The sequence below is a fragment of the Janthinobacterium sp. TB1-E2 genome (genome assembly GCF_036885605.1).
GTDB lineage: Bacteria > Pseudomonadota > Gammaproteobacteria > Burkholderiales > Burkholderiaceae_D > Janthinobacterium > Janthinobacterium aestuarii.
In genome coordinates this window covers 2,165,303-2,188,918 of sequence record NZ_CP142523.1, presented here as the reverse complement: position 1 = coordinate 2,188,918, position 23,616 = coordinate 2,165,303, and the positions used below count along the sequence as shown (strand labels likewise).

22 protein-coding genes are annotated in these 23,616 nt (G+C 62.7%); 11 read left to right on the top strand and 11 right to left on the bottom strand.

Annotated features, from left to right (window positions below; genetic code table 11):
• Positions 1-8 precede the first annotated feature (8 nt).
• From OPV09_RS09890 to OPV09_RS09865, 6 genes are all read left to right on the top strand, one after another.
• Positions 9-1,910, top strand: coding sequence for a sensor histidine kinase (locus tag OPV09_RS09890; protein WP_338681462.1), 1,902 nt, complete (start codon positions 9-11; stop codon positions 1,908-1,910).
• A complete protein-coding gene (locus OPV09_RS09885) occupies positions 1,897-3,243 on the top strand; it encodes a sigma-54-dependent transcriptional regulator (protein ID WP_081368342.1) in 1,347 nt (448 codons plus the stop codon). Before OPV09_RS09890 ends, OPV09_RS09885 begins: the two co-directional genes overlap by 14 nt.
• A 116-nt stretch (positions 3,244-3,359) precedes the next feature.
• On the top strand, positions 3,360-3,854 hold the full coding sequence (locus OPV09_RS09880; protein ID WP_139248464.1) for a hypothetical protein: 495 nt from the start codon (positions 3,360-3,362) through the stop codon (positions 3,852-3,854).
• A gap of 27 nt (positions 3,855-3,881) precedes the next feature.
• Positions 3,882-4,394, top strand: coding sequence for a hypothetical protein (locus OPV09_RS09875; protein ID WP_072456438.1), 513 nt, complete (start codon positions 3,882-3,884; stop codon positions 4,392-4,394).
• Between the two features lie 115 nt (positions 4,395-4,509).
• Positions 4,510-4,839: a hypothetical protein gene (locus OPV09_RS09870; RefSeq protein WP_152546559.1), complete on the top strand. Its 330-nt coding sequence runs from the start codon at positions 4,510-4,512 to the stop codon at positions 4,837-4,839.
• Between the two features lie 90 nt (positions 4,840-4,929).
• On the top strand, positions 4,930-5,589 hold the full coding sequence (locus OPV09_RS09865) for a hypothetical protein (protein WP_338681458.1): 660 nt from the start codon (positions 4,930-4,932) through the stop codon (positions 5,587-5,589).
• A gap of 54 nt (positions 5,590-5,643) precedes the next feature.
• On the opposite strand, the gene pbpC is transcribed toward OPV09_RS09865, so the two are convergent.
• Together pbpC and OPV09_RS09855 are read right to left on the bottom strand one after the other, a co-directional pair.
• Complete coding sequence (gene pbpC, locus OPV09_RS09860; RefSeq protein ID WP_338681456.1) at positions 5,644-7,749, bottom strand: penicillin-binding protein 1C; 2,106 nt, start codon at positions 7,747-7,749, stop codon at positions 5,644-5,646.
• Entirely contained in the window at positions 7,746-13,490 is a 5,745-nt protein-coding gene (locus OPV09_RS09855; RefSeq protein ID WP_338681455.1) for an alpha-2-macroglobulin family protein, read from the bottom strand. Before OPV09_RS09855 ends, pbpC begins: the two co-directional genes overlap by 4 nt.
• Positions 13,491-13,961: 471 nt before the next feature.
• Between OPV09_RS09855 and OPV09_RS09850 the strand changes: the two genes are divergently transcribed.
• The gene (locus tag OPV09_RS09850; RefSeq protein ID WP_070304100.1) at positions 13,962-14,990 is read left to right on the top strand and encodes an OmpA family protein; all 1,029 of its coding nucleotides are present in this window, start codon (positions 13,962-13,964) and stop codon (positions 14,988-14,990) included.
• 71 nt (positions 14,991-15,061) lie between these two features.
• Positions 15,062-16,009, top strand: a complete 948-nt coding sequence (locus OPV09_RS09845; protein ID WP_034758909.1) for a YihY/virulence factor BrkB family protein — start codon at positions 15,062-15,064, stop codon at positions 16,007-16,009.
• A 57-nt stretch (positions 16,010-16,066) separates the two neighbouring features.
• On the opposite strand, the gene OPV09_RS09840 is transcribed toward OPV09_RS09845, so the two are convergent.
• The 3 genes from OPV09_RS09840 to OPV09_RS09830 all read right to left on the bottom strand — a co-directional run bounded on the left by OPV09_RS09840 (position 16,067) and on the right by OPV09_RS09830 (position 18,287).
• Positions 16,067-17,266 carry an AI-2E family transporter gene (locus OPV09_RS09840; protein ID WP_425324033.1) on the bottom strand — a complete coding sequence of 400 codons (1,200 nt, stop codon included), beginning with the start codon at positions 17,264-17,266 and terminating at the stop codon, positions 16,067-16,069.
• Positions 17,267-17,338: 72 nt separating this feature from the next.
• The gene (locus tag OPV09_RS09835) at positions 17,339-17,650 is read right to left on the bottom strand and encodes a BON domain-containing protein (protein WP_034758914.1); all 312 of its coding nucleotides are present in this window, start codon (positions 17,648-17,650) and stop codon (positions 17,339-17,341) included.
• 82 nt (positions 17,651-17,732) lie between these two features.
• Complete coding sequence (locus OPV09_RS09830; protein ID WP_034758917.1) at positions 17,733-18,287, bottom strand: hypothetical protein; 555 nt, start codon at positions 18,285-18,287, stop codon at positions 17,733-17,735.
• A gap of 269 nt (positions 18,288-18,556) precedes the next feature.
• Between OPV09_RS09830 and OPV09_RS09825 the strand changes: the two genes are divergently transcribed.
• The 3 genes from OPV09_RS09825 to OPV09_RS09815 are packed head-to-tail and all read left to right on the top strand — an operon-like array spanning position 18,557 to position 19,562.
• Positions 18,557-19,003, top strand: a complete 447-nt coding sequence (locus tag OPV09_RS09825; protein WP_034758920.1) for a glycine zipper 2TM domain-containing protein — start codon at positions 18,557-18,559, stop codon at positions 19,001-19,003.
• Between the two features lie 59 nt (positions 19,004-19,062).
• Positions 19,063-19,215, top strand: a complete 153-nt coding sequence (locus OPV09_RS09820; RefSeq protein ID WP_010396415.1) for a DUF3309 family protein — start codon at positions 19,063-19,065, stop codon at positions 19,213-19,215.
• Positions 19,216-19,259: 44 nt separating this feature from the next.
• Positions 19,260-19,562 carry a hypothetical protein gene (locus OPV09_RS09815; protein WP_338681452.1) on the top strand — a complete coding sequence of 101 codons (303 nt, stop codon included), beginning with the start codon at positions 19,260-19,262 and terminating at the stop codon, positions 19,560-19,562.
• Between the two features lie 90 nt (positions 19,563-19,652).
• On the opposite strand, the gene OPV09_RS09810 is transcribed toward OPV09_RS09815, so the two are convergent.
• From OPV09_RS09810 to OPV09_RS09785, 6 genes are all read right to left on the bottom strand, one after another.
• Positions 19,653-20,807, bottom strand: coding sequence for a patatin-like phospholipase family protein (locus tag OPV09_RS09810; RefSeq protein WP_139090914.1), 1,155 nt, complete (start codon positions 20,805-20,807; stop codon positions 19,653-19,655).
• 137 nt (positions 20,808-20,944) lie between these two features.
• Positions 20,945-21,283 carry a hypothetical protein gene (locus OPV09_RS09805; RefSeq protein WP_034758933.1) on the bottom strand — a complete coding sequence of 113 codons (339 nt, stop codon included), beginning with the start codon at positions 21,281-21,283 and terminating at the stop codon, positions 20,945-20,947.
• Positions 21,284-21,304: 21 nt separating this feature from the next.
• Positions 21,305-21,691: a phage holin family protein gene (locus tag OPV09_RS09800; protein WP_034758936.1), complete on the bottom strand. Its 387-nt coding sequence runs from the start codon at positions 21,689-21,691 to the stop codon at positions 21,305-21,307.
• 17 nt (positions 21,692-21,708) lie between these two features.
• The gene (locus OPV09_RS09795) at positions 21,709-22,011 is read right to left on the bottom strand and encodes a DUF883 family protein (RefSeq protein WP_034758939.1); all 303 of its coding nucleotides are present in this window, start codon (positions 22,009-22,011) and stop codon (positions 21,709-21,711) included.
• A gap of 58 nt (positions 22,012-22,069) precedes the next feature.
• Complete coding sequence (locus OPV09_RS09790) at positions 22,070-22,606, bottom strand: ferritin-like domain-containing protein (RefSeq protein WP_070304102.1); 537 nt, start codon at positions 22,604-22,606, stop codon at positions 22,070-22,072.
• 84 nt (positions 22,607-22,690) lie between these two features.
• Positions 22,691-23,590, bottom strand: coding sequence for an OmpA family protein (locus tag OPV09_RS09785; protein WP_034758945.1), 900 nt, complete (start codon positions 23,588-23,590; stop codon positions 22,691-22,693).
• Positions 23,591-23,616 lie beyond the last annotated feature (26 nt).

Here is a 23,616-nt window from a genome sequence, read left to right as displayed (position 1 = left end):
AAACTTATTTGGGGTCTGACCCGGCGGGTCAGACCCCAAGGCCATTCGTCCCCCTGCTGGCCGTGGGGTCGCTGGCCGTGCTGACGTGGGCGTCGTATGCCTGGGTCAAGCAGCGCCAGCTCGACGAATTGCACCGCACCCTCGATTCGCGCGCGGAACTGTATGCGGCATCCATCGGCGGCGCCCTCAACAAGTACGAATTCCTGCCCCTGGCCGTGGCCCAGAGCGATGCGGTGGCGCAATTGCTGGAGCAGCCCAGCGCCGACAAAGTCACGCAAATCAACGCCTACCTGGTCGACATGAACCGCCGCGCAGGCGCCTTTGCCGTCTACGTGCTCGACGACAAGGGCACGACCCTGGCGTCAAGCAACTGGCAAGACCGCAGCTCGTACGTGGGTGTCAACTACGGTTTCCGTCCGTATTTCAAGAACGCGATCGCGGGCGGCATCGGCCGCTTTTACGGCATCGGCTTTTCCACCTTCGAGGCCGGCTATTTCATTTCGCAGCCCGTGCAGCGCGACGGACGCATCATCGGCATCGTCGCCGCCAAGGTCAACCTGGACTGGATCGAGCAATCGTGGCGCACGCCCGGCGCGGGCGAACAGATCTGGGTCAAGGATGCAAATGGCGTGATCATCCTGGCCACCACGCCCGCCTTCAAGTTCAAGACCCTGGCCCCGCTGTCGCCGGACGCGAAGAAAGACATCAGCGAACAGCGCCAGTTCCTGCAAGAGAATCTCCCCATCCTGCCGCACCGCGTCAGCCGCCAGTTCGCCGACGGCGCCAGCGTGATGACCCTGGAACGTCCGCAGACGGGCGATACCCCCGCCCTGTCCGGCAGCGCCGACTACCTGGCCGTGAACCGCGCGCTGGGGCCGCTGCAATGGCAGATCACGGTGCTGGCCGAGCTCGACCAGGTGAATGAGGCGGCGCGCAACGCGGCCATCGCCGCCGCGCTGGGCTGGGCCTTGCTGCTGCTGGCCCTGATGTATGCGCGCCAGCGCCGGCGCCGCATCGCCGACAAGCTCAATGCGCAACAAACCCTGGCGCGCGCCTATGAACAGCTGGAAATCAAGGTAGAACAGCGCACGGCCGACCTCGTCCACGCGAACGGCCGCCTGCAAGCCGAGGTGACGGAACGCGAGCGGGCCGAGCAAACCTTGCGCTATGCCCAGGCGGAACTGGTGCAAAGCGGCAAGCTGGCGGCCATCGGCCAGATGGCAGCCGGCGTCACGCACGAGCTGAACCAGCCGCTGGCCGCCCTGCAAACGTTTTCCGACAATGCCAAGGTGTTCCTGGCGCGGGGCCAGATCGACGATGCGCTCGATAACCTGTCGACCATTTCCGACCTCGTCAAGCGGCTCGGCTATGTGACGTCGCAACTGAAAGGTTTTGCACGGCGTAGCGACGATGCGCGCAAACCCGTCAGCGTACGCCAGGCGTTCGCGCAAACCATGCTGCAAATCCGCACGCGCAAGAACTCGCAGCGTTTGACCCTGCATGAAAGCTGGCTGGAGGACGACATCATCGTGCTGTGCAACGCCATTGGCCTGGAACAGGTGTTTACCAACCTGATCACCAACGCCATGGATGCCGTGCCGGAAAACGAGCCCGTGCAAATCTGGTTCCAGGTGCGCCGCGAAGGCAGCCTTGCCGTGCTGCATATCACCGATAATGGCCCCGGCATCCCGCTGGCCTCGCTCGACAAGATCTTCGACCCCTTCTATACCACCAAGGAACACGGGCTGGGCTTGGGATTGTCGATCAGCGCAGGCATACTGCGCGCTGCCGGCAGCGCCCTGGCCGTGCGCAACCGCAGCGCGCAGGAAGGGGGCGGCGCACAATTTACCATCACCCTGAGCTGCGACCCGGGGGAGAGAGACAAGGAAACATCTGATGCACGAGAATAATTTTGAAGGCATGCAAGTGCTGCTGGTGGAAGACGATGCCGTCGTGCGCAAGGGCGCCCGGCAATCGCTGGAACTGGCGGGCTTGCAAGTGACGGCTGTCGCCACGGCCGAGGAGGCGCTGCCCTATCTGGTGCCTGAATTTGCGGGCATTTTATTGAGCGACATCAAGCTGCCGGGCATCGATGGCTTGAAACTGCTCGATATCGCCGTGGCACAGGATGCCAGCCTGCCCGTCATCCTTGTCACCGGCCACGGCGACGTGTCGATGGCTGTGGGTGCCATGCGCCGTGGCGCCTACGATTTCATCGAAAAACCGTTTTCCGCCGACTTGCTCGTGGAAGTGTGCCGCCGCGCGCTCGACAAGCGCCACCTTGTGCTGGAAAACATGAACTTGCGCCGCCAGCTCGAGCAGCGCGTCGGCATCGAAGCACGCATCGTGGGCCGCAGCGCCGCCATGGCCAAGGTGCGCCAGCTGGTGCTGAACCTGGCGCCGAAATCGGCCGATATCATCATCCTCGGCGAAACGGGGACGGGAAAAGAACTGATCGCCCGCTGCCTGCACGACTTCAGCGAGCGGCGCGATCATCCATTCGTGGCGATCAACTGCGGCGCCCTGCCCGAATCGATCTTCGAATCGGAACTGTTCGGCCACGAGGAAGGCGCGTTTACAGGCGCGCAGCGCCAGCGCATCGGCAAGATCGAGTACGCGAACGGCGGCACCCTGTTTCTCGATGAAATCGAAAGCATGCCGCTGGCCCTGCAAGTGAAACTGCTGCGCGTGCTGCAGGAGCGGCAGGTGGAGAGGCTCGGTTCCAACAAACTCATTTCCGTCAATTTCCGCGTGATTGCCGCCGCCAAGGAAGACTTGAATGTCTTGGCGGAACAGGGGAAATTCCGTCCCGACCTGTATTACCGCCTGAACGTGGCCAGCCTGACTTTGCCCGCCTTGCGCAACCGGCGCGAGGATATCCCGCTGCTGTTCGAGTTCTTCGTACTGCAGGCGGCGCTGCGCTACGGCCAGCCGGCCGCCCTCGTCAGCGGTGAACTGATCGCGTCCCTGATGGCGCAGCGCTGGGCCGGCAATGTGCGCGAGCTGCACAATGTGGCCGACCGCTTCGTGCTGGGCTTGCTCGACGACACCCTGAGCCCGGCCGGCTGCCGCGAAGCGTCGCTGGCCGAGCAAGTGGACACGTTCGAAATTTCCATCATCGAGGAAGCCTTGCGCCGCCACAACGGCAACGTCATCGACGCGGCGGCCAGCCTGAATATTCCCAAGAAAACCCTGTACGACAAGCTCAAGCGTTTCGATATTTCGACCGAGCAATTCCGCTGACGCCTGCGCCACGGCCAGCCATGCACCCACAGCCGCGGGCGGCGCGCTCCTACTTGCCGCCCTGCCCGCGCATGCCAGAATCGTGACTCCACTTCATGCCACGAGAAGGAGTTCCCATGAAACCATCTGCATTGATGCTGGCCGCCTTGCTGCTGGGCGGCGCAGCCGCCATGGCTCAGGCGCAATCGACGGGCAATAGCAATACCACAGGCAACACCGGTAACACGGGCACGGCGGCCCAGCAAGATACGCAGCAAAATACGCGACAGGACGACACGGCGCCGCGCAAGCATGACAAGAAACAGAAGCAGAAATCCGGCAAATCGCGCAACAACGATACGACGGGACAATCCACCAGCGGCACCAATTCGGGCGGCGGTACCCCGGGCAGCGCCGGCCAGTCCGCAGGCAACGCCGCGCGCAGCGGCACGCAAAACATGAACGGCAATACGGGCGGCACAGGCACGTCAGGAACTTCGGGCACGTCAGGGACATCGGGGACTTCCGGCAATACCGGCAACTCTGGCACCTCGGGTAACACCGGCAACACGGGCAATTCCGGCACCTCGGGCAACACGGGCGTGGTGCCGCCGCGCCAGCCCGGCCGCTAAGCGCCAGCAACGCGGCACGGGATAGCCATGACGGCGCTGCAGGCCGCGCTGCTGCTGCACGGCTTGCTGGGCGGGGCCGACGTCATCCTCAACCACGAGCTGCTCGTGCGGCTGCCATCGCGCCCGGGCGCAGCCGCCGAGCAGCGCCTGCACAGCGCCCGCGAAGTCATCTTCGGCCTGCTGTTTCCCTCGCTGGGCCTGTTCAGCTGGCACGGCTGGCTGGCCTGGTGGCCCGTGGCACTGCTGCTGGCGGAGATACTGGTCTCGCTGCGCGACACCGTGGTCGAAGGCGACACGCGCCGCTTGCCCGTGCCCGAACGCATCCTGCACGTCCTGCTGTTCATCAACCTGGGCGTGATCGCCACCTTGCTGCTGCAGGCGCTGCCCGGCTGGCTTGCCCTGCCGGCCGCCATGCAGGCCCTGCCGCCCGGCGGACCCGGCCAGTGGCTGGCCGCCATGGGCGCCATCTCGCTGGCATGGTCCGTGCGCGATGGCCTGAGCGCGCGGCGCCTGCGCTTGCGTGCAGGCCGACATGCGTGAACACTGGCAATATGCTCACACGCGCATGCGGCATATTCCTACTTGGAAACGGCAGCACGCATGTGACAATCTAGGCTCGACAGCAACTTCCAACTTCCCATACAGGACACGCACCATGAAAACTCCCGCTCTCTTGCTGGCCGCCACCCTGATGACCGTGGGCGGCGCCTGGGTGCAAGCCCAGTCGACGACGAATCTGAACCAGACAGGCAACCACACCAACAATGCCAGGGACCCGGGCCAGCAATCGGATGCCTCCGACAAGCTCGACAACAAAGGCAAGCTGGTCCACGACGGCAAGGCCAGCAAAACCCGCACGGACAAGCGCACGCGGCGCGGAAAACAGACGGCCAATCATGGGGTCAAACCGCACAGCGGCACGCCCACCGAGCCGCCAGCGTCCACACCTGCGGTGCCCAGCATCCCCGTCGCCCCCGTGAAATAGCATCAGCGCTGCGCCACGTTGCTTCCAGTCACGCTATCATCGCGCTTTTACAAGATAGCCAGGAAGACAATGAAAGCAGCATGGTGTGGAATGATGGTGGCAAGCGTATTGGCGGCCGCGAGCGTACAGGCGGCCCCCACGGTGGGCCAGTGCATGGAACTGACGACGGGCATCAAGTTCAGCAAGAACAATGGCGATGCGCAAGTCAACATCGAAGAAATGTTCGAGGGCAAGAAACAAAAGGGCACGCAACTGATCCTCAACGGCGGCGTGCTGCTGGCCACGTCCTACCAGGACATCCGCGATGGCCAGGTATTCCTGACGGGCAACGTCCACTACAATGAAGACGGCACCGTGCGCAGCAAGAACGTCTACACGCCGCAGTCCGCCATCCCCGCCAACATGCGCCCCGGCCAGGAAGTGCGCGTGCAATTTTCGGACACGCAAACGAGCACCCACTACCCGCTGGCGGGCCTGTCCGACAAGATCACCACCTCGACGCGCACGGACGAGCGCAATTTCTCCATCACCTTCCTGGGCTGGGAACGCCTCGAACTGGGAGGCCGCCGCTTCCCCGACGCCTGCAAGTTCGAACTGCATGACGTGGGCGGAAAAAGCAAAGGCAAAAGCGGCGAATACGTGTGGTACGCGCAGGGTTTCGGCGTAATCATGACGGACAAGCTCGACAAGAATGGCGAGGTGCAACCGGCGTATCGGATTGCGCTGACGAACATCCTCAGCGCACCGTAAATATTTTTTGATTATATTGCGCTAGAAGCTGGCCAAGGACACGGTTCACCCCGCCTAGTTCAGCGACGCCAGCGCATTCCCCCGCACCTGAAACGCCACCTGCGCCACCGTCTTGCCCGCATCGTCGACCAGCGCCAGCAGATGCTTGCCCGGCACGGGGTGCCAGCTGATGCTGTCAAGCGCCGCGCCCAGGTCCTTGCCGTCGAGCACCCAGCGCAAGGCATGGCTGCCCTGTGCCTGGAAGAACACGCGCTGCAGGGCGGGCGGGATGTCGGGGTCGATGGCGAGGATGCTGTCTTCGGCCGGATACACGATGGCGGGCGGCTTCACGGTGTCGCCCAGAACGGCGATGACGGGGCTTTCCGTGCCGGCGATAAACCATTCGCGGCGCGGCGCTTCGAGCGCGGGCTGGTACGCCACCATCTGCTGCAATACGCCTGGCGGCGCTTTCGGGGCGTGGCTGGGCACGTTCTTGTGCAGGTAATCCATGACGTCGCGCCACACGGGCGCGGCGCCCGTCACGCCCGATACGTCCCACATGGGCTTGCCGTCGAAGTTGCCCACCCAGACGCCCACCGTGTAGCGCGCCGAGTAGCCCATGCACCAGTTGTCGCGCATGTCCTTGCTCGTGCCCGTCTTGACGGCGCTCCAGAAATTCGTCCCCAGCTCGTTGCGCAAGCCAAACGTCATGCTGCGCGCAGCGCGGTCGGCCAGGATATCGCCAACGATGAAGGCGGCGCCCGGCTCCATCACGCGGCGTTTATCCTTGCCGGCCTGGCCCGGCTGCAGGCTGGCCGTGCTGTACAGCCCGCCATTGGCCAGCGCGCGGTAGGCGTTGGCCAGTTCCAGCAAGGTCACTTCGGACGAGCCCAGCGCCAGCGACGGGCCGTAGTACTCGGCCGGTTCCGTCAGGCTCGACAGGCCCACTTCCTTGAGGCGGTTATAGAAGCCGTCCTGCCCCGTCAGCAGCACCGTGCGCACGGCGGGGATGTTGAGGGAACTGGCCAGGCTGGTGCGGGCGCTGACGTATCCCTTGAAATTGCGGTCGTAGTTTTGCGGCGCATACATGCCCGACGCCGTGGCGACGTCGAGCGGCGAGTCGTCCATGACGGACGCTGCCGTCATCAGCCTGCGCTCGATCGCCAGTTCATATAAAAACGGTTTTAATGTGGAACCAGCCTGGCGCAGGGCCGCCACGCCATCGACATGGCTGCCGCCCGCATTGCCGACATAAGCGAGGATCTCGCCGCTGCGGTTATCAAGCACGATGATGGCGCCATCGTTGACATTGCGCTCGCGCAAGGAGGCCAGCTGCTGGCGCAGGTTTTCCTGCGCGAAGCGCTGCAAAGGACCATCGAGCGTGCTGGCGACCTGCGCACCGGGCTGCTTCAGCAACTGCTGCGCCACTTGCGGCGCCGGCGCCAGCTCCGCGGCCAGCGCGTTGCGCTGCAAGGCCGTCTGCACGCGCTGGCCGATCAGCTGGCAGCTGCTGTCCATGCGCCACTCTTTCGCCAGCGCGCAAGCGCGCCGCGTGACGGTGGCCGGCGGCGCGTTCGGCGCGCGCACGAGGCTGGCCAAAATGATGGCGTCCGTCTGGTTCAGGCCTGACGGCGCCTTGCCGAACAGGCTGTACGAGGCGGACGCAATGCCCTGCAGCTCGCCGCGGAACGATACCAGATTCAAATACGCTTCAAAAATCTGCGCCTTGCTCCAGCTGTCTTCGATGGCTTGGGCCGCGCGCATCTGGTCCCACTTCTGGCGCAGGCTGCGTCCGCCCGAGGACGCCTGCAAGTCCGCATCGAGCTGGCCCGCCAGCTGCATGGTGATGGTCGAGGCGCCCCGGGGCTTTTTCGAAAACAGATTGTCCCAGGCGGCCGTGGCCAGCGCGGACACATCCACACCGCCATGCTGCATGAAGCGCTGGTCTTCCGCCAGCAGCACGGCTTGCTGCACAGCCGGTGAAATATCGGCCAGCGGCACCCACGGCAGCCGCCGCACCTTCATGTCCACGCGCAACGATTGCAGCGGCGCGCCGCTACGGTCGAGCAACTGCGCTTCCGAACTGCGGTAGGCGGCCTGCACCTGGGCGGGCGTCAGGACCGCCTCGGCGAAAACCGGGCTGGCCAGCAGGCAGCCTATCAGTAAAACCTTGCCTTTCACTGCCCCACCTTCACATTCGCGTTCGGCGACTCGCCAAACATTTCGGGCGAATACATGGCTTCGATGCGCGTGGCCGGCAGGCTGAAATCGCCAGCATTGTTCAGGCGCACCGTGTATTCCACGCTCCAGCTGCCCTTCGGCACGAACGCGTAATACGCGCGGAAGGCGTCGAACGCGCGTTCCTCGAACGTGGGCCAGACCCAGCCCGTGGATTTCTCGCCGGCCGTCATCAGCTGCGAATCACGGCCCAGGCCATTGCCCAGCACGGTGGCGCTGGCGGGAATCGGGTCGTCGACCACGACCCAGCTCATGTCCGCCTGCGCCGACAAATCCAGGCGCACGCGGTAGACGTCGCCGCGCGACCATGCACCCGCCGTCTTCTGTTCCACCGGCGTCATGGTTTTCTTGATCGTGTAGCCGCTGGACACAGGTGCCTTGAGCGGGATCGCCGCCAGGCTTTGCACGGTGGCCCACGGTTTGCCCTTGCCGCTGTGCGCCAGGCCCAAGGTATCCGTGCCCTTTGGCCACGATTGCAGCACGGGGCCCACTTTCGCCGCGCCATTCCACACGAGTGCTTGCGTATCGCCGCCCAGCTTGACGGCGCTGGCGCCCGTCACGGGCGTGGATTCGAATTTGGCCGAAAACTTGTTGATGGCCAGGGTGCCCCAGGCGTTGGCTACCGTCGTATCCCAGCGGCCCTTCTTCTGGCGGCCCATGCTGCCGCGCACGAGGCGGCCGATGTCATCTTTCCACGCCGGGTTGTCCATCACGGCCAGCAGCAGGCGGTTGGCGTTGACGTCGCCCGAGACCATCAGCCACCACCAGTTATCCTTGCGCTCGGTGGAGAAGCCCATGGTCGTGCCCTGGAAATTCAGGCGTGAACGCAGTATCTGCTGCGCCTCGGCCAGCAGCGCATCGCGGCGTGCCAGGTTTGGCGTGCGCTGCAGCAACAGGCTCCAGTCGATCACGGCCGAAGTCGGCCACAGGTTCGGGTTGATGCTGATGCTTTCCAGCGCATCGGGCGGCACTTTATTGGAACGCGACAGCGCTTCCAGTGCGGCGAGCTTGCGCACGGCCAGGTCCGTCGTGTCCAGCGCGGAACGGCGCACGATGCGGCCCTGCACGAAGGCCGTCAAGGCTGCTTCCATGCGGTTTTTCGTCTGTTCGGGAATCGCATAGCCCGCTTCTTTTGTAGCCGACAGCACGTAGGCCGTCAAGCTGTCGCTGCCTTGTTCCATGATGGGGAAGTATTTCAGCATGCCGTCGCTGTCCAGGTAGGCGGGCAGGCTGGCGGCCAGCTTGTTCCACGCCTCCTCGTCTTGCAGCGCGATGGCCTTCGACGTGTTTTGCTCGAAGCAGGTGTACGGATACGCGGCCATGTACTCGCGCACACCTGGCAGCTCACCGCCGAGCTTGGCGACAAAGCTGGTCTGGATACCACCCCGGCCCGGCAAGGCGCCGGCCGGCATTTGCACAGACATATTGATGGGCTTGTCGACTTGCTGCAAGGTGGCCTGGTAGGTGCGCACGGGCGTGGCCTGGCCCACCTTTTGCGTGATTTTCAGTTTATCGGTATGGCTACCTGCCTTGGCGCCGATTTCCCACACAATCTGCTGCGCACCGAGCGGCACCTGGTAATCCCAGCCTACTTCGCGCGCTTCGCCCGCCGCCAAGGTCAAGCTCTGGCGTGGCAAGGCCTTGCCCGCCGCGCTGGCGTTCAGGTCCACGCTCAAGGACGCGGCTGAGGTGTTGCGCACGGTGAAGCCTGCGCGCAACTGGTCGCCTTCGCGCACGAGAGTCGGCAAGCCCGACATCAGGATCAAGTCTTGCGAGCTGCGGATATCCGTGCTGCCCGTGCCAAACAGTTCCTTGCCGGCGCTGGCGATGGCGACGACGCGGAACGCCGTCAATGAATCGTTGAGTGGCACTTGCACCGTGACTTCGCCCTTCGCATCGAGCTTGACAGTCCCCTTCCAGAACAGCAAAGTGTCGAACAGTTCGCGGCTGGCGCCCTTGCCGCCGCCACCGCCGGCCGGGAAAGCCTTGCGGCCGAAGTGGCGCTTGCCGATCACCTGCATCTGCGCCGTCGCCGTTTCCACCTGCAGGCTGCGCTGCGCCATCATGGTATCGAGCAACTTCCAGCTATCGTTGGGCATCAGTTCCAGCAAGCCCGTATCGACGGCCGCCAGCGCCACTTCGGCGCCGGCCGGCAACGGTTTACCGTCGGCGCGGCGCACGCGCACGGACACCTCCGCCTTGTCACGCGTCTTGTACACCTCCTTGTCGGACACGACCATCACGTTCAGTTCATGCGCCTGCCACCCCACGTTCAGCGGTGCGATGCCCATCTTGTAGGCCGGCTTGCCCAAGTCCACCAGGGCCGTCGGCTGCACGCCATCGACCCTGCCCCGCACGACAAACACGGACACATACACATTCGGCGCATAGTTTGGTTTGACCGGGATATTCACCACCGGTTCCCGGCCATTGAGCTGGCGCACATAGGTATCGAGAATGCCTTCGCGCTCGACCGTGATCAGCGCCGTGCCCGAACGGAACGGCATGCGCACCTGCAAGCTTGCTTCCTGGCCTGGTTCGTAGCGTTTCTTTTCAGGCAGCACATCGATGCGGTCATTGTCGCTGGCGTTGAACCACCAGTCGCCGCTGCCGGCCACCCACGTTTCGCGGTTGGCGACCGCCGCGTTGCCGGCACTGTCCTGCGTGCTGGCGCGCAGGACAAGATTGCCGCTGGCGGGCGCCTTCACGTCGCACATCAACAGGCCCTTGCCATCCGTCTTGCCCGCGCATGCAGGGCCCAGCTTAACCACTTCGCTGCTGTTTTCATATGCATAGAAGCCGCCAATCAGCCGCCGGCGGTGCGAATAGCTGTTGCGTTGGAAGAAATCAACGGCGACTGGGGCATTCGCCACGGGCTTGCCATTGGTGCCGAGCACGGCCACCGTGAACTTGAAGGCATCCTTGCTCAAGGCCCAGGCGTCGGGCTTGATGCCGATCAGATAGTTTGATGGCCACAGCGGGACGCGCGTGGCGACCGATGCCGTCTCGCCATTCGCATCCTGGAACGCCATTTCCGCCACCAGGTCGCGCGGCGTGGACAGCTGCGGCAGCTGGTCGATGACGATGCGCGCGCCGCCCGCCTTATCCAGGGTCAAGCTTTGCGCGCGCGCGGCCGCCGCGCCAGCACCGGCATGCCCGCCATTGCCCTCGTCCTGCCACCCGCCCTCATCGTCATCGTAACCGGTGCCCTGTTTCACAAGACCTTCCTTCACGTCGCCATTGCTGAAGCTATAGTCGGGATAATCGGCAAACGTCACGCTCTTGTCTTGCAGCACCGTGCGCAGCTTGACGGGCGCGTTGGTGGCCGCGCCGCCGGCCAGATACGTGATTTGCGCATCGAGGGCCAGCTGCCTGGCCTGCACGGCGGGCGCTTTCGGCCCTTGCAGCACGGCTTTCATGGTCGGCACGCGGAACGCTTCCACGCGGAAACTGCCGGATGGTCGGCCCGCCATCGTCACGCTGTACTCGCCCTGCTTGGCGTCGGCGGGGATGACCCAGTCGCTTTCCGCCGTGCCGCTGGCGGACCAGCGCAGCGGCAATTGATAGTTCTGGTCGCTGCCCTGGTGCGTGATGACGACGGAGGTGGCGCTGCCGGGACCGTTGTTCTTGTCGACCAGGCTCATGCCATCGCCCGTGTGCTTGCGTATGAAATGCTTCATGTGCACGGTTTCACCGGCGCGCAGCAAGGTGCGGTCAAATACCGTCGCCAGCAAGGTGTTGTCGGCGCGCGTGTCGTCCGTGGGCAAATTGAAACGCCACGCTTCGATGCCGCCCACCCAGTCCGACAGGGTGAACGTCATGTCGCCGCCGCTGCGCGCACTGATAAAGTAGCGGCCGTTGTTCTTGCAGCTGGAATTGGCCAGTTCGCCGGGAATGTGCGCCACACCGTCCGCACCCGTGGCCCCTTGCCACAGCAGCTTGCCGGCGCAGTCGCGCACGGCCACTTGCGCCTTCGCAACAGGCGCGCCCTTGTCGAGCGACGTCACCCACACGAGCGACGATTGCGCGCCATGCTTGAAGTGGGCCGCCAGATTCGTCACCAGCGCGGCCGTACGGATATAGGCCGTCGTCGGTTTGCCCAGCAGCACTTTGCCAAGGATGGGGCTGGCCAGTTCGACCACGTAAAAACCCGGTTTTTGCAGCGGAATGCCGATCACTTCAAAAGTTTTCTTGCCATCGGGACGGGGCAGGCTGATAGGACGCGTGCCGGCCGCGCCCACCAAGACGGATTTGCTCATGTTGCCCGCATATTGCGCGTACGGCTGCCAGTATTCGCCCCCGTCGCCGTTGCCGGCCAGGCGCTGCATCCACTCGATGATGAACTTGTCGTCATTGTCGGGAACGCGCAAGGTGGCGCCCGTGGCGGCTGCGGATGGCTGGACGACTTCCTTGCCCGACAGCACGGGTTCGATATTGCGCACCGTCACGGGCAGCAAGCCGTCGCCCTTCGCTTCGATGATGCCGAACGGGGCCGGGAATTTGAGCAGCGGCGGCTGTTCCCCCGTGCGCACCGTCATGGGGAAGCGCGCGCGATTGAGCAAGGCGCGGCCCGCGTCATCCGTCAGCTTCGGCGGCAGGCTCAAGACAAAACTCGCTTGCACGGGAAAGGGGCCGTTGAAGGCGGCGCTGTACAGGAATTCCGCCTTTTCCTCCTCTTTTGAAATCGTCGGCGCATACGTCTTTCCTCCCCCCTTCAAGGTCATGGCGCGCACCTGCGCGGCGCTCACGGGCGCGGAAAACTGCACGCGCATGGGCAGGAAGGGTATGCATTGCTCCTTCGGGTTGCTGCGCTCGCAGCTGAATTTGGCCGTGAAGTCGGGACGCGTTTTGAACCGCAGGGTTTGCGCTTTCTCCGTGGCGATGCCGCTGGCACTGGCGATGCCCTCGCCCCACACGAGCGACACCTTGGCGTTGGCGGGGAAGCTGCGCTTGCATTGCAGCACGGTGACGGGCAACGGCGGCGCGCCCTTGCTGGCCACGGGCATGCCCGCTTTCCATACGACGCCCCGCTTCTTGAAATACACGGTCAGGTAGCGGTCGAGAAAGCTCTTACGCAGGGTCAATACCTGCTCCAGTTCCTTGCCTTTGAACAGGCGTACGGGAATCTTTTCATTGATGCCATCGGCGCGGCAATACGCGTTGGCGGCCACGCTGGCCTCGTTCGGCGCGGCGTCCAGGCCCAGCACGAAGATCTGGTTTTCATCGATGTACGGCTGGCCGTCATACGGTACGGCCTCGACGATGGCCGGGCCGCCCGTGGTGAAACGGTACGACGTCGTCCCCTGCAAGGCCTGGCCCGCCTGGTCCTTCAGCCCCGGCTTCAAGGCGAAGCTGCAGGCCACGCCGGCCGGCAAGTCGCGCTCGAAATCGAAGTTCCAGTTGCGCTCGTCGGCCCAGCGCCCCGCGCCCGCCACGACGGCAGGCTCGGCCTTGCCGCAATCGATGGCGAACGGCGCGGGCAAGCCCATGTCGCCGAACGGCACCATCGGCGTGGCGAACTGCGCCCGTACCTGGCGTACGGCCTTGACCGTGCCGCTCGGTGAAAACACGGATACGCCGCTATCGGCCCAGGCCGGCGTCGCCGAGCCCAGCGACAGCAGCAGGCACAAGGCCCCCAGTTTGCCAGTCAGCGGGGAAGAAAAAATACGGGGCAGGTCAGGCACGGGTGACTCCTTGATGAAAAGTGGCGGAGCTGGCTGCGGCGCGCAAAAGTTGCTTGGCGGAAGCCTGGAAAAGCAACGGAACGCGGCAGGAATACAACATCAATGTAATATTAGTTATCAAGCTCATCATTGTTGCTAATATACAGTGGCATGCAGGTGACAAGTCGTACGATTGCCTCTTGCCGCGGCGCCAGGAAGTGGCGTGCTTGTAAAAGTTTCACCTAGCAAATTAGTTTTTTTCAACAGCAAAGTCATTGTCGTGAATCTGCAACACCATTGATATACCGCAATGCTTTGTGCGCCAGCGCACCGACCACCTGAACCTGCAACCGTATTCTCTAGTCCAACAGCAGTGCATTTATCGCAAGAAAACGCACCTGGAAGTGTGGTCGATCTCTAGCAATAGCACGTGTAGCAAGATGTCGTTTTGATGCCGTAGAGAAAATCTCTTATCAACGTTGGGAGTTACTTGTGAATAATCTAAAAAAAATCGCCGTTGCCGCCGCAGTCCTGTGCTCTGCCCTCGGCGCACAGGCCCAGGAAATCAATCCCTCCTGGTATATTCAACCTAGCATCAACGCACTCAAGCCAGATTCCGACTTCGCCACGGATAAAACCGGCTATGGCGCAGGCTTGCGCTTCGGTAAGCCTGTTTCCCAGGACTGGGATATCCAGCTGGGCACCACGTATGCACGTTCCAAGGATGGCGGTCAGCGCTACCAGCAAAATACGCTGGGCGTAGACGGCTTGTACATGTTCTCGCGCAAAGCCTTCCGTCCCTTCCTGCTGGTCGGTGCCGGTATGCAACGCGACAAGGACACCAGCTTCGCCTTCGGTGAGCGCAGCAAGAGCTCGCCATACGCCAGCGTGGGCCTGGGTTTCCAGTCCAGCATCACCGATCAACTGTCCGTCCAGGCTGACGTGCGCAACGTCCACGGTTTCCTGCGCGGCAACACGTTCGACCCGAGCAGCAAGGCTAACAACTACTACGTCACCGTGGGCCTGAATTACGCGTTCAACAAACCGCCAGCACCGCCGCCACCACCGCCACCGCCGCCAGTGCGTGAAGAAGTGGTCGTGGTCGTGCCGCCGCCACCGCCGCCACCGCCACCAGCACGCTTTGAAAAAGTGACGATGTCGGCAACGGAACTGTTCGCGTTCGACAGCGCCAAGCTGGGTCCGACACAGACCAAGCTCGACGAAATCGCACGTGTGCTGACGGCAGCACCGGACGTCAACAACGTCGTCATCAGTGGTTATGCCGACCGCATCGGTTCGCCCAAGTACAACCTGAAACTGTCGCAGCAGCGCGCTGATGCAGTCAAGGAATACCTGGTCGCCCACGGTGTCGCCGCCAACCGCCTGACGGCCGAAGGCAAGGGCTCCACGAATCCTGTCGTCACGTGCAACAACAAGAAACGTGCCGACCTGATCAAGTGCCTGGAACCAAACCGCCGCGTTGAAGTGGAGCAAATCACCATCGAACGCCGCGTGCAGTAAGCTGAACAGTGGTACGCCACTTGTGAATTAAAAAAAAGGGGCTCACGCCCCTTTTTGCATTGAAAGCCACCATGAATTTCTCTACCCGCTATCCCAAACTGGCCAGCCTGGCGCCGTTCAGCAAGCAGATGCGCAGTGTCCTCGTCTGTTCCGTCACTGAATGGCTGGAACACCGCGCCTCGAGCAAGGGCGCCGCCCTCGCCTATTACACCCTGTTTTCCATCGCCCCCATCCTCGTGCTGGTGATCGCCATCGCCGGCTTTTTCTATGGCCCGGCCGCCGCGCGCGGCGAGCTGATGGGGCAATTGCAGGGCTTGCTGGGCACGCAGGGCGCCGAAGCCATTCAGCTCGTGCTGGCCGGCGCGAAAAACCATGAACAGGGCCGCATCGCCACCCTCATCGCCAGCGCCCTGCTGCTGTTTGGCGCCACCAGCGTGTTTGCCGAACTGAAAGCCAGTCTCGATGAAATCTGGCAAGTGCCGCCCTTGAAGGAAGCGGGCGCCTGGGACATGCTGCGCACGCGCCTGCTGTCGTTCGGCCTGGTACTGGTGCTGGCCTTCCTGCTGATGGTGTCGCTGGTGGTCAACGCCGCCATGGCCATCCTCGCCAACTTCTGGGAAGGCGTGTGGAAAGACACGGCCGTGCTGTTTACCATCCTGTCGAACCTGATCGGCTTTGCCGTCATCGCCAGCCTGTTTGCCGTCATCTATAAAATGCTGCCGCGCGTGCGCCTGTCCTGGCGCGACGTGCTGATCGGCGCCATCGGCACGGCTTTCATGTTTTCACTGGGGAAATATGCGATTGGCGTGTATATTGGCAATAGCGGCGTGGCCAGCAGCTATGGCGCGGCCGGTTCGCTGGTGGCGCTGCTGCTGTGGGTATATTACTCGGCGCAAATCTTCTTCCTGGGCGCCGAATTCACGCGCCAGTTCGCCCTGCAACTGGGCAGCATGAAGGATATGCCGAAGACGGAAGACGGCGACCTGCAAGTGAAGATATTGAAACGCCACCAATCGTAGGCAGTCTGCACGTAACAACGGCGCCCGCGGGCGCCGTTGTTCTTATGCAGCATCAACTTACTCGCCCAGCAATTCCGCCACCACTTCCATGCCCTGCACGCGCTCGGCCACGACCTTCACGATGACGATGATGGGTACGCCCAGCAGCAAGCCCCAGACGCCCCACAGCCAGCCCCAGAACAGCAGGCTGATGAAGACGGCCGTGGGGTTCATGCGGGCGATGCGCCCCGTCATCCACGTGGTGACAAAAGTGCCGACCAGCGTGGCGATGGCCATCGACGTGCCCGTCACCAGCAAGACCATTTCCAGCGATTCGAACTGCAAAAAGGCGACGAGCCCCGTGGCGATGGTGATGAGCAAGGGGCCGAAGTACGGCATGATGTGCAGCAAGCCGGCCACGATGGCCCAGGCGCCCGCGTTTTCCAGGCCGATCACGCGCAGGGCGATCCACATCAGGACGGCCAGCAAGCCATTCGTGACGAGCAGCATGAACATATAGTTCTGGATCGAGGTATTGATGTCTTCCAGGATGTGCACGGTGACCTTCTTGCGGCTCAGCGACGGTCCCGTCAGCTTGACGAGCTTGCGCTTGAAGGTGTCGCCCGACAGCAGCAGGAAAAACACGAGGAAGATGACCATGGTGGCCTGGCTGACAAAGCCCACCAGACCCAGCGAGCCGGCCCAGACCCAGTCCATGATCTTGAAATTGGGGCCTTCGGACGCTGCCGCGGCGCGGCGGTTGTTGCGGCGCGCCTCGGCGCCGGCGGCCACTTGCTCGATCTCATTGGCCACGGCCTGCATCTTCTGGAAGGTGCTGTTCTTGCCACCCGTATTGGCGGCGATCAGGCGCGACAGTTTATGCGTGGCGGCTGGCAACTCTTCAACGATGGATTCGAATTCGCCCTGCACGCGCTCGACCACGACGATGGAGCCGAACAGGATCAGGGCCGTGACGACCGTGGTGCCGATGGCGCGCGGCAGGCGCAGCTTTTCCAGCCAGGCAACGACGGGATTGAGGGTGTAGGCAATGAAAATGCCGAAGATGACGGGAATGAGGAATTTCTGTGCCCACTGCAGCGCATAAATGAAGCTGACGGTGGCGATGATGCCCAGCGCCATGCCACGCGCATTGACATGCAGCGGCAAACGCAAGGATGCGTCTAGGTGCTCCACGGGCGTGCCGGGAGGTGGCCCGGCAGGCTCGGTGGAGGCAGCCGCCACCGGCTCGGGCGGGGTATCTGAAGGCTGGATATGCATGCGATTCCCGCGACGGTCGGTGGTGGGCCGCAGCGCCAGCCGTGGGGCTGGCCGCTGCGGCAGGTCAGGCCATTACTTGACGCGGATGTCGTTTTTCACCGACTTCACGCCCTTGACGCCACGGGCAACTTCACCCGCTTTGGCGGCATCGGCTGGCTGGGCAACGAAGCCGCTCAGCTGAACCACGCCCTTGAAGGTTTCCACGTTGATTTCCGTCGATTTCAGGGTAGGCTCATTGAAGATGCTGGCCTTCACTTTGGTGGTGATCGCGGCGTCGTCGATGTACTCGCCCGTGCCTTCCTTGGTTGGGGTCGAAGCGCAACCTGCAACGGCGAACAGGGAAGCGACGAAAAGGCCAGTAGCGATAGATTTAGTGAATTTCATGGTTTTTTCCTTAGGAGTGGTCAATCAATGTGCTCACAATGAGCTTCTTATACCAGTGTGGTGACTGCGCGCCGGATGGAGCTCAGTAGCCAAACTGGGTTTTTGCAGCCTTGATACAGTCATCCTTGGCTGCGCCGGCTAATGCATCGCATTTTTCTGTCGCGACCTTGTACTCGGCTTTTCTTTTTGCTTCACGCGCATCGCTGCGCGCTTCGATGACTTTCTTGTCCGCCTTGGCGTCGGCCAGGGCCGCCACCTTGGTGGACTTGGCCAGCTTGACGCAGACATCCTTGTCGTTGCCGGTCACCGCATTGCAGCGCGCCAGGTCGACGTCGTAATTGGCATCGGCAATCTTGATGCGCGCCTTGGTGTAGGCGCGCAGGGTATTCGTATATTGCGCCTGGGCCACGGCTTCATCGTAGGTACGCACGGCCTTCGCTTCGGCGATGCAGACATCCTTCGGGTTGCCCGTGATTTTTTCGCACTCGGCATGCGCCAGCTTGTAGTTCAGGGCCGCCTGTTCATTGGCCGCCTTGTAGGCTGCTTTTGCTTCCGGCGTGGCGGCCACTGCCTGGCCGCCCCAGGCGGCGCATGCCAGGCTGACGACGATGGCGGTGAAAAGCTTATTCTTGTTCATATTGTATTTCTCCCTGGTGGTACCAAACATGTCTGCTTGGCATGACTACCGTTTTACGTGGATAGTCGCCGCTCTTCTGTACGCTGCCGTACACAAGTAATTTATTTTGAAAGCGAAAGGGATACAGGGAGAAATAACAACGTTTTGGTGGATCGCCACGGTAAAAAATACCATTTTTGGCAGCAAATAACTACGTGCGGCAGCGTACAGACCCGGGACGGGGGCATGACTAAGATGGCACTACACCCTCACCTCGTCAGGAGAATAAAATGAAAACCAACGCCACCTTGGCCGCACTGATGCTCGCCGCCACAGCCGTACTCAGCGGTTGCGCCACCGGCCCTTCCCAGTCACAACAGTATTACCCGGCCAACCAGCCTGAGTCCGCCATGTACGGCACTGTCGATTCCATCCAGATCGTGCAGGGTGGTGGTCAAACCAGCGGCGCCGGCGCCGTGGTCGGCGGCATCGCCGGCGCCCTGCTGGGCAATACCATCGGTTCAGGCAGCGGCCGCACGGCCGCCACCGTGGCGGGCGCCGTCGCCGGCGGCGTCGTGGGCAACCAGGTCGAAGGCCGCAAGCAGCAGGCACAGGCTTACCAGATCAGCGTGCGTCTCGACAACGGCGAATACCGTACCGTGGTGCAAGACAACGCCAATGATTTGCGCCCGGGCAACCGCGTGCGCGTCGTTGACGGCCGCGTCTACCGCTATTAATCCGCTGGCCGGGCTTGCCAGCAAGCCTGCGCCGGACCATGCACCAACAAGGAGATACCATGGGCACCATCATTCTGATCATCTTGATCCTGGCCCTGGTCGGCGTCCTGCCCACCTGGCCGCATAGCCGCAACTGGGGTTACGGCCCCAGCGGCATCGCCGGTCTCGTCGTAGTGATACTGATCCTGCTATTACTGACAGGCAGGTTGTAAAAAAAGGCGCTACGGCGCCTTTTTTATTTCAAGGAGGAAATATCATGACTATCCACAAGACACTCTTGGCCGCCCTGTTCGCCTGCAGCCTGGCGCCGCTGGCACTGGCCCAAACCGCCACGCCGCAGCCGGGCGACCCGCAACGCTGGTACCAGGAAGACAGCACGGCGCAAGCCCAGCTGCGCACCCTGCGCAAGGAAATCGCCGCCGCCCTGGCCGAGGCCAAAAAAGCCTGCCGCCTCGAACCGTCCGCCGCGCGCGCCACCTGCCTGAAGGATGCACAAGACACGTACCGGCAAGACATGGCGAACGCGGAAAAACTGCGCGCAGCGGCGCATACGCAGTGATGCAGAAATGCAGAAATGCGCCGCACTCTTGGTCTGTACTCTTGCAACGCCTTGGCAAAACCGACGCGCAGCAGGTTTTGACAGGCGTTACTAAGCAGCGTCGCGCTCGTAGGGTGGCAGTTCGTGCACCACGAGCGGCGTATCTTCCGTGACAAAAGCCAGCCAGCCGGCCGCCTTGATCGCGCGCAAGCCGTCCTGATAGCCCTGCTCCCAGCGCCATTCGATCGAGCCCTTGGAGAAATTGATATCCTTGGCCGCCATGTGCCAGTCGCGCCCCGCATACGGGAGGCGCACGATGTGCATGGTGCTGTCGCAACCGAGCGCCACCAGTTCTTCCGTCTGCTGGCGGTTGTGCTTGGTGTCGGGCAGGCCGGCATACAGTTCGCGCAATTTGCGCTGCAAGGTGTGCGTGTTCACATAATCGGCGATATGCCGCTTCGAGCGCGACGCGAAGGTGACATCCTTTTGCCGCGTCTGCACTTCATCGAGGGTGGTCGGTTCCGGCCCTTCCGAGCTCCACAGATCCACCATGAAGACCAGGGTGTCGACGTGGGGCGTGTCGTCGAGCACGGTTTCCAGCGGCGTATTCGAGTACAGGCCGCCATCCCAGTATAAATCGCCATCGACGCGCACGCCGGCAAAGCCGGGCGGCAAGGCTCCGCTGGCGCGGATGTGATCGGCCGTCAGGGCCTGCTGCTGGCTGTCGAAACTGGTGAGGCTGCCGCATTTGACGCGCAGGGCGTTGACGGTCAGGCGCATGCCGCCCGGCTCGTTCAGGTAATCGAAGTCGACCAGTTCCTCGAGGGTGCTGGCCAGTTCGCTGGTGTCATAAAAACTGGCCTCTTCCGGCTTGACGGCGATTCCGGCAGGAAACAGGCTGAAGGTGCGCGGCTTGAAGAAGCCGGGCACGCCGCGCAGCACCGTATCGAGCGTGGCCAGCCAGATGTTCGAGCGGCGCTGCTGGTCGGAGACCAGGTTCATGTCGATGCTGTCGCGGTGCGCCACGCGCTGCCAGAACTGTTTCAGGCGCACGAGCCGGTCTTCGTGCTTGTTGCCGGCCAGAATGGCGGCATTGATGGCGCCGATCGAGGTGCCCACCACCCAGTCGGGCGCCAGGCCATGTTCGTGCAGCGCGTGATAGACGCCGGCCTGGTAGGCGCCCAGTGCGCCGCCGCCCTGCAGCACCAGCACGATGCGCAGGCGCGAGGGATTTAACTGATTGATCGGTGTCTTCGAATGCGTCATCAAGATGGCCCCTCTGTCCGCCGCGCGGAATGCGGCGTGAATCATTGTAAGGGATTGCGTGTATGCGCGCCGGACCTTGGGGGCAGGCAAAAAAAAACGCCGTCAATGACGGCGTTCCTGTGCAACACGGCTGGCGTTCAGCGCTTGCGGCGCAGCCAGCTGGCGGCAACGGCGGCAACGGCCACGAGGACCAGGGCCGGCTTGACCAGCTTCTTGCGTCCGATAAACGATAGCGCCGTCAGCACATAGGGCATGGCGCCTTGCAGCCGCATGCCGCCCGGCGCCAGCAGGGACTCGACGCGGTGACCGGCAAAGCCGACCGCCGTCTCGACCACGCCCTGCAGCATCGACTCGGGACGCAATGCATAACCCACGTTGGCGCGCGCATGCACGATGCCCACGCGGTACATTTCGCCCTGGGCGATCAGCAGGCGCTTGCGGGCGGCTTGCGCCGCCAGTTTGTCGGTTTCCGACATGAATTCTCCTCGTGAGGCAGCTTACATCAGCATGTCGCGGTCGGCCTTCAATTCCGCCATGGTGGCCGGCATCGACAGCTTTCCTTGACGCAGCATGGCGCGCGCATACATGACGAGCGCGATGGCCAGCAGTACGAACACGACCGTCATGATCGCCAGGATCTTCCAGCCCAGGCTATCCCAGGCGAGGAAAACGATCAACACGCTGCCGTAAGCGATGGCAAACAAGCCCGCCACCGTCGCCAGCGCGAAAATGACAATCAGCTGCAACATGTGATTGCGCACTTCCGACAATTCGATGGTGGCCAGTTCCAGCCGCGACAACATCAGTCCGACGGCGTTTTTGGCCAGGCCGGCGACCGAGCCGATCAATCCCGGCCCCTGGTGAGACGAAGCAGACTTGTCCATATCGCTCCTGTATGGGATTACTTGCGGCCCAGGATGAAGCCGACCAGCACGCCGACGCCAGCGGCAACGGCCACCGTGCGCCATGGGTTTTCCTTGACATAGCCGTCTGCCTGGGCAGCCATCTGCTTGGTGGCAACGATGGCCGACGCTTGCGCTTCATGCGCCTTGGCCAGGGCGGCGTCCAGGGTTTTCATGCCCTTGATGCGCACTTCATCGGCTTTTTCGCCAGTCAGGGCAGCAGCGGCGCTGAACAGGGCTTGTGCATCCTTGACGAGGGTTTTGACATCGTTATTGACGGTGGTGATATTATTTTCCAACATGGTTTAGCTCCTTAGCTGTGGATGAATGTAGTTACTATACCTACTTTACTCAAAAACACTATTCCATTAGATCGCGCATATCATCGGCGTGCTCTTCTTCAACAGCCATGATTTTGATCAACAAATGGCGTGTGGTCGGGTCTTTGTCGCCGATTTTCACGATCATCTGGCGATACGACTCGATCGCTACCCGTTCCGCGATCAGATTGGCACGCACCATGCTCTGCACGTCTTCGGAGTCATCATACTCGGCATGGCTACGCGCAAGCAATGTTGCAGGATTAAAATCTGGCTTGCCATTCAATTGCACGATGCGTTCGGCCAGCCAATCCGCATGTTCCTGCTCCTGCTGCGCATGCTCGAGGAACTCGGCCTTGATGCTGCCATTGTCGCGTCCGCTTACGGTGTAGTAATGGCGTTTATAGCGTGCGATACACACCAGCTCGGTGGCCAGCGCGCCATTCAACAAGGTAATCAACTCCTCGCGGTCGGCCTGGTAGCCGGCCGTCACGGCGCCGTCGTCCAGGTTTTTCGCGGCAGCGCGGATGGCCGCCGTATCGATGCCAGCTGGAATCTCAACAGATGTTGGTGTCATGATGCTTCCTTTCAATACTTGCGTGGGTATCCACCGGCCAGGTTGCGGCCGGTGCTGCCTTTGGCTTACAACGCCCCAAGGCGTTTAACGGCGGGCGGGAATCGCCGTGTTGTCCTCGGACAAGACGATTTCCACCCGGCGATTCAGTTGGCGGTTTGCCGCCGTGTCATTGCCGGCGGCCGGATAGGCGGCGCCATAGCCTTTCGTGGCGATGCGGTCGCGGCTGATGCCTTGCTCCAGCAGCGCATTGCGCACGGATTCGGCGCGGCGTTGCGACAATTCCAGGTTGTGCGCGGAGCCGCCCGTGCTATCCGTGAAGCCTTCGATCAGCACGGTGCGCTGCGGGTTGTTTTTCAGCACATCAGCCAGCTTGCGCGCCGTATTCGCGCCATCGGCCGTCAGGTTCGCCTTGTCGGTGCCAAACAGCACGTCGCCCAGGGTGATCACCATACCGCGTTCGGTTTTCTTGGCGGCCAGGTCGGCCAGCTGCGCCTCGAGTCCGGCGGCGCGGGCTTGCGCATCGCGGGCCGACGCTTCGGCAGCTTGTGCCTGGGCCTTGGCCGCTTCCGCATCGGCCTGCGCCGACTGGGCGCGGGCCGTTGCCTGGTCAGCCTGCTGCGTGCGCGCATCGAGGCGCAATTGATCGCGCTGCTTGCCGGCGTTGGCGATATCGGCTTCCGCAGCTTTCTGCTTGGCGACTTCTTGCGCCGTGGCTATCTTTTGCTTGGCCAGGTAGGCCAGCTTGTCGACTTTTTCGCTATCTTCCTGGCGCGTGGCGGCCGCGTTCGCCGCTTCCAGCGCAGCGCTCGCTTCGCGGAATTCGCGTGGCGCATAGGTCGACACGATCGGGTTCGATTGCGCCGCCATGTAGTCGCCGCGGGTCTGGTCGAGCAGGCTGGTGGTGGTCGGTGCGGAGCTGCAGGCGGCGACAAAGGCGGCCATGGCCAGCAGGCCGGGAATGGTGGTGTAAGTAGCTTTTTTCATGATGGGGTCCTAGTTATTGTTATTAG

Bases quoted from the DNA above. Each gene is read 5' to 3' on its own strand.
- OPV09_RS09840 (WP_425324033.1), bottom strand. From the start codon at position 17,266: ATGCATATCCAGCCTTCAGATACCCCGCCCGAGCCGGTGGCGGCTGCC.
- OPV09_RS09800 (WP_034758936.1), bottom strand. From the start codon at position 21,691: ATGGACAAGTCTGCTTCGTCTCACCAGGGGCCGGGATTGATCGGCTCG.
- OPV09_RS09830 (WP_034758917.1), bottom strand. From the start codon at position 18,287: ATGAACAAGAATAAGCTTTTCACCGCCATCGTCGTCAGCCTGGCATGC.
- OPV09_RS09820 (WP_010396415.1), top strand. From the start codon at position 19,063: ATGGGCACCATCATTCTGATCATCTTGATCCTGGCCCTGGTCGGCGTC.
- OPV09_RS09815 (WP_338681452.1), top strand. From the start codon at position 19,260: ATGACTATCCACAAGACACTCTTGGCCGCCCTGTTCGCCTGCAGCCTG.
- OPV09_RS09790 (WP_070304102.1), bottom strand. From the start codon at position 22,606: ATGACACCAACATCTGTTGAGATTCCAGCTGGCATCGATACGGCGGCC.
- OPV09_RS09870 (WP_152546559.1), top strand. From the start codon at position 4,510: ATGAAAACTCCCGCTCTCTTGCTGGCCGCCACCCTGATGACCGTGGGC.
- OPV09_RS09845 (WP_034758909.1), top strand. From the start codon at position 15,062: ATGAATTTCTCTACCCGCTATCCCAAACTGGCCAGCCTGGCGCCGTTC.
- OPV09_RS09810 (WP_139090914.1), bottom strand. From the start codon at position 20,807: ATGACGCATTCGAAGACACCGATCAATCAGTTAAATCCCTCGCGCCTG.
- OPV09_RS09885 (WP_081368342.1), top strand. From the start codon at position 1,897: ATGCACGAGAATAATTTTGAAGGCATGCAAGTGCTGCTGGTGGAAGAC.
- OPV09_RS09880 (WP_139248464.1), top strand. From the start codon at position 3,360: ATGAAACCATCTGCATTGATGCTGGCCGCCTTGCTGCTGGGCGGCGCA.
- OPV09_RS09795 (WP_034758939.1), bottom strand. From the start codon at position 22,011: ATGTTGGAAAATAATATCACCACCGTCAATAACGATGTCAAAACCCTC.
- OPV09_RS09865 (WP_338681458.1), top strand. From the start codon at position 4,930: ATGATGGTGGCAAGCGTATTGGCGGCCGCGAGCGTACAGGCGGCCCCC.
- OPV09_RS09875 (WP_072456438.1), top strand. From the start codon at position 3,882: ATGACGGCGCTGCAGGCCGCGCTGCTGCTGCACGGCTTGCTGGGCGGG.
- OPV09_RS09805 (WP_034758933.1), bottom strand. From the start codon at position 21,283: ATGTCGGAAACCGACAAACTGGCGGCGCAAGCCGCCCGCAAGCGCCTG.
- OPV09_RS09835 (WP_034758914.1), bottom strand. From the start codon at position 17,650: ATGAAATTCACTAAATCTATCGCTACTGGCCTTTTCGTCGCTTCCCTG.
- OPV09_RS09825 (WP_034758920.1), top strand. From the start codon at position 18,557: ATGAAAACCAACGCCACCTTGGCCGCACTGATGCTCGCCGCCACAGCC.
- OPV09_RS09785 (WP_034758945.1), bottom strand. From the start codon at position 23,590: ATGAAAAAAGCTACTTACACCACCATTCCCGGCCTGCTGGCCATGGCC.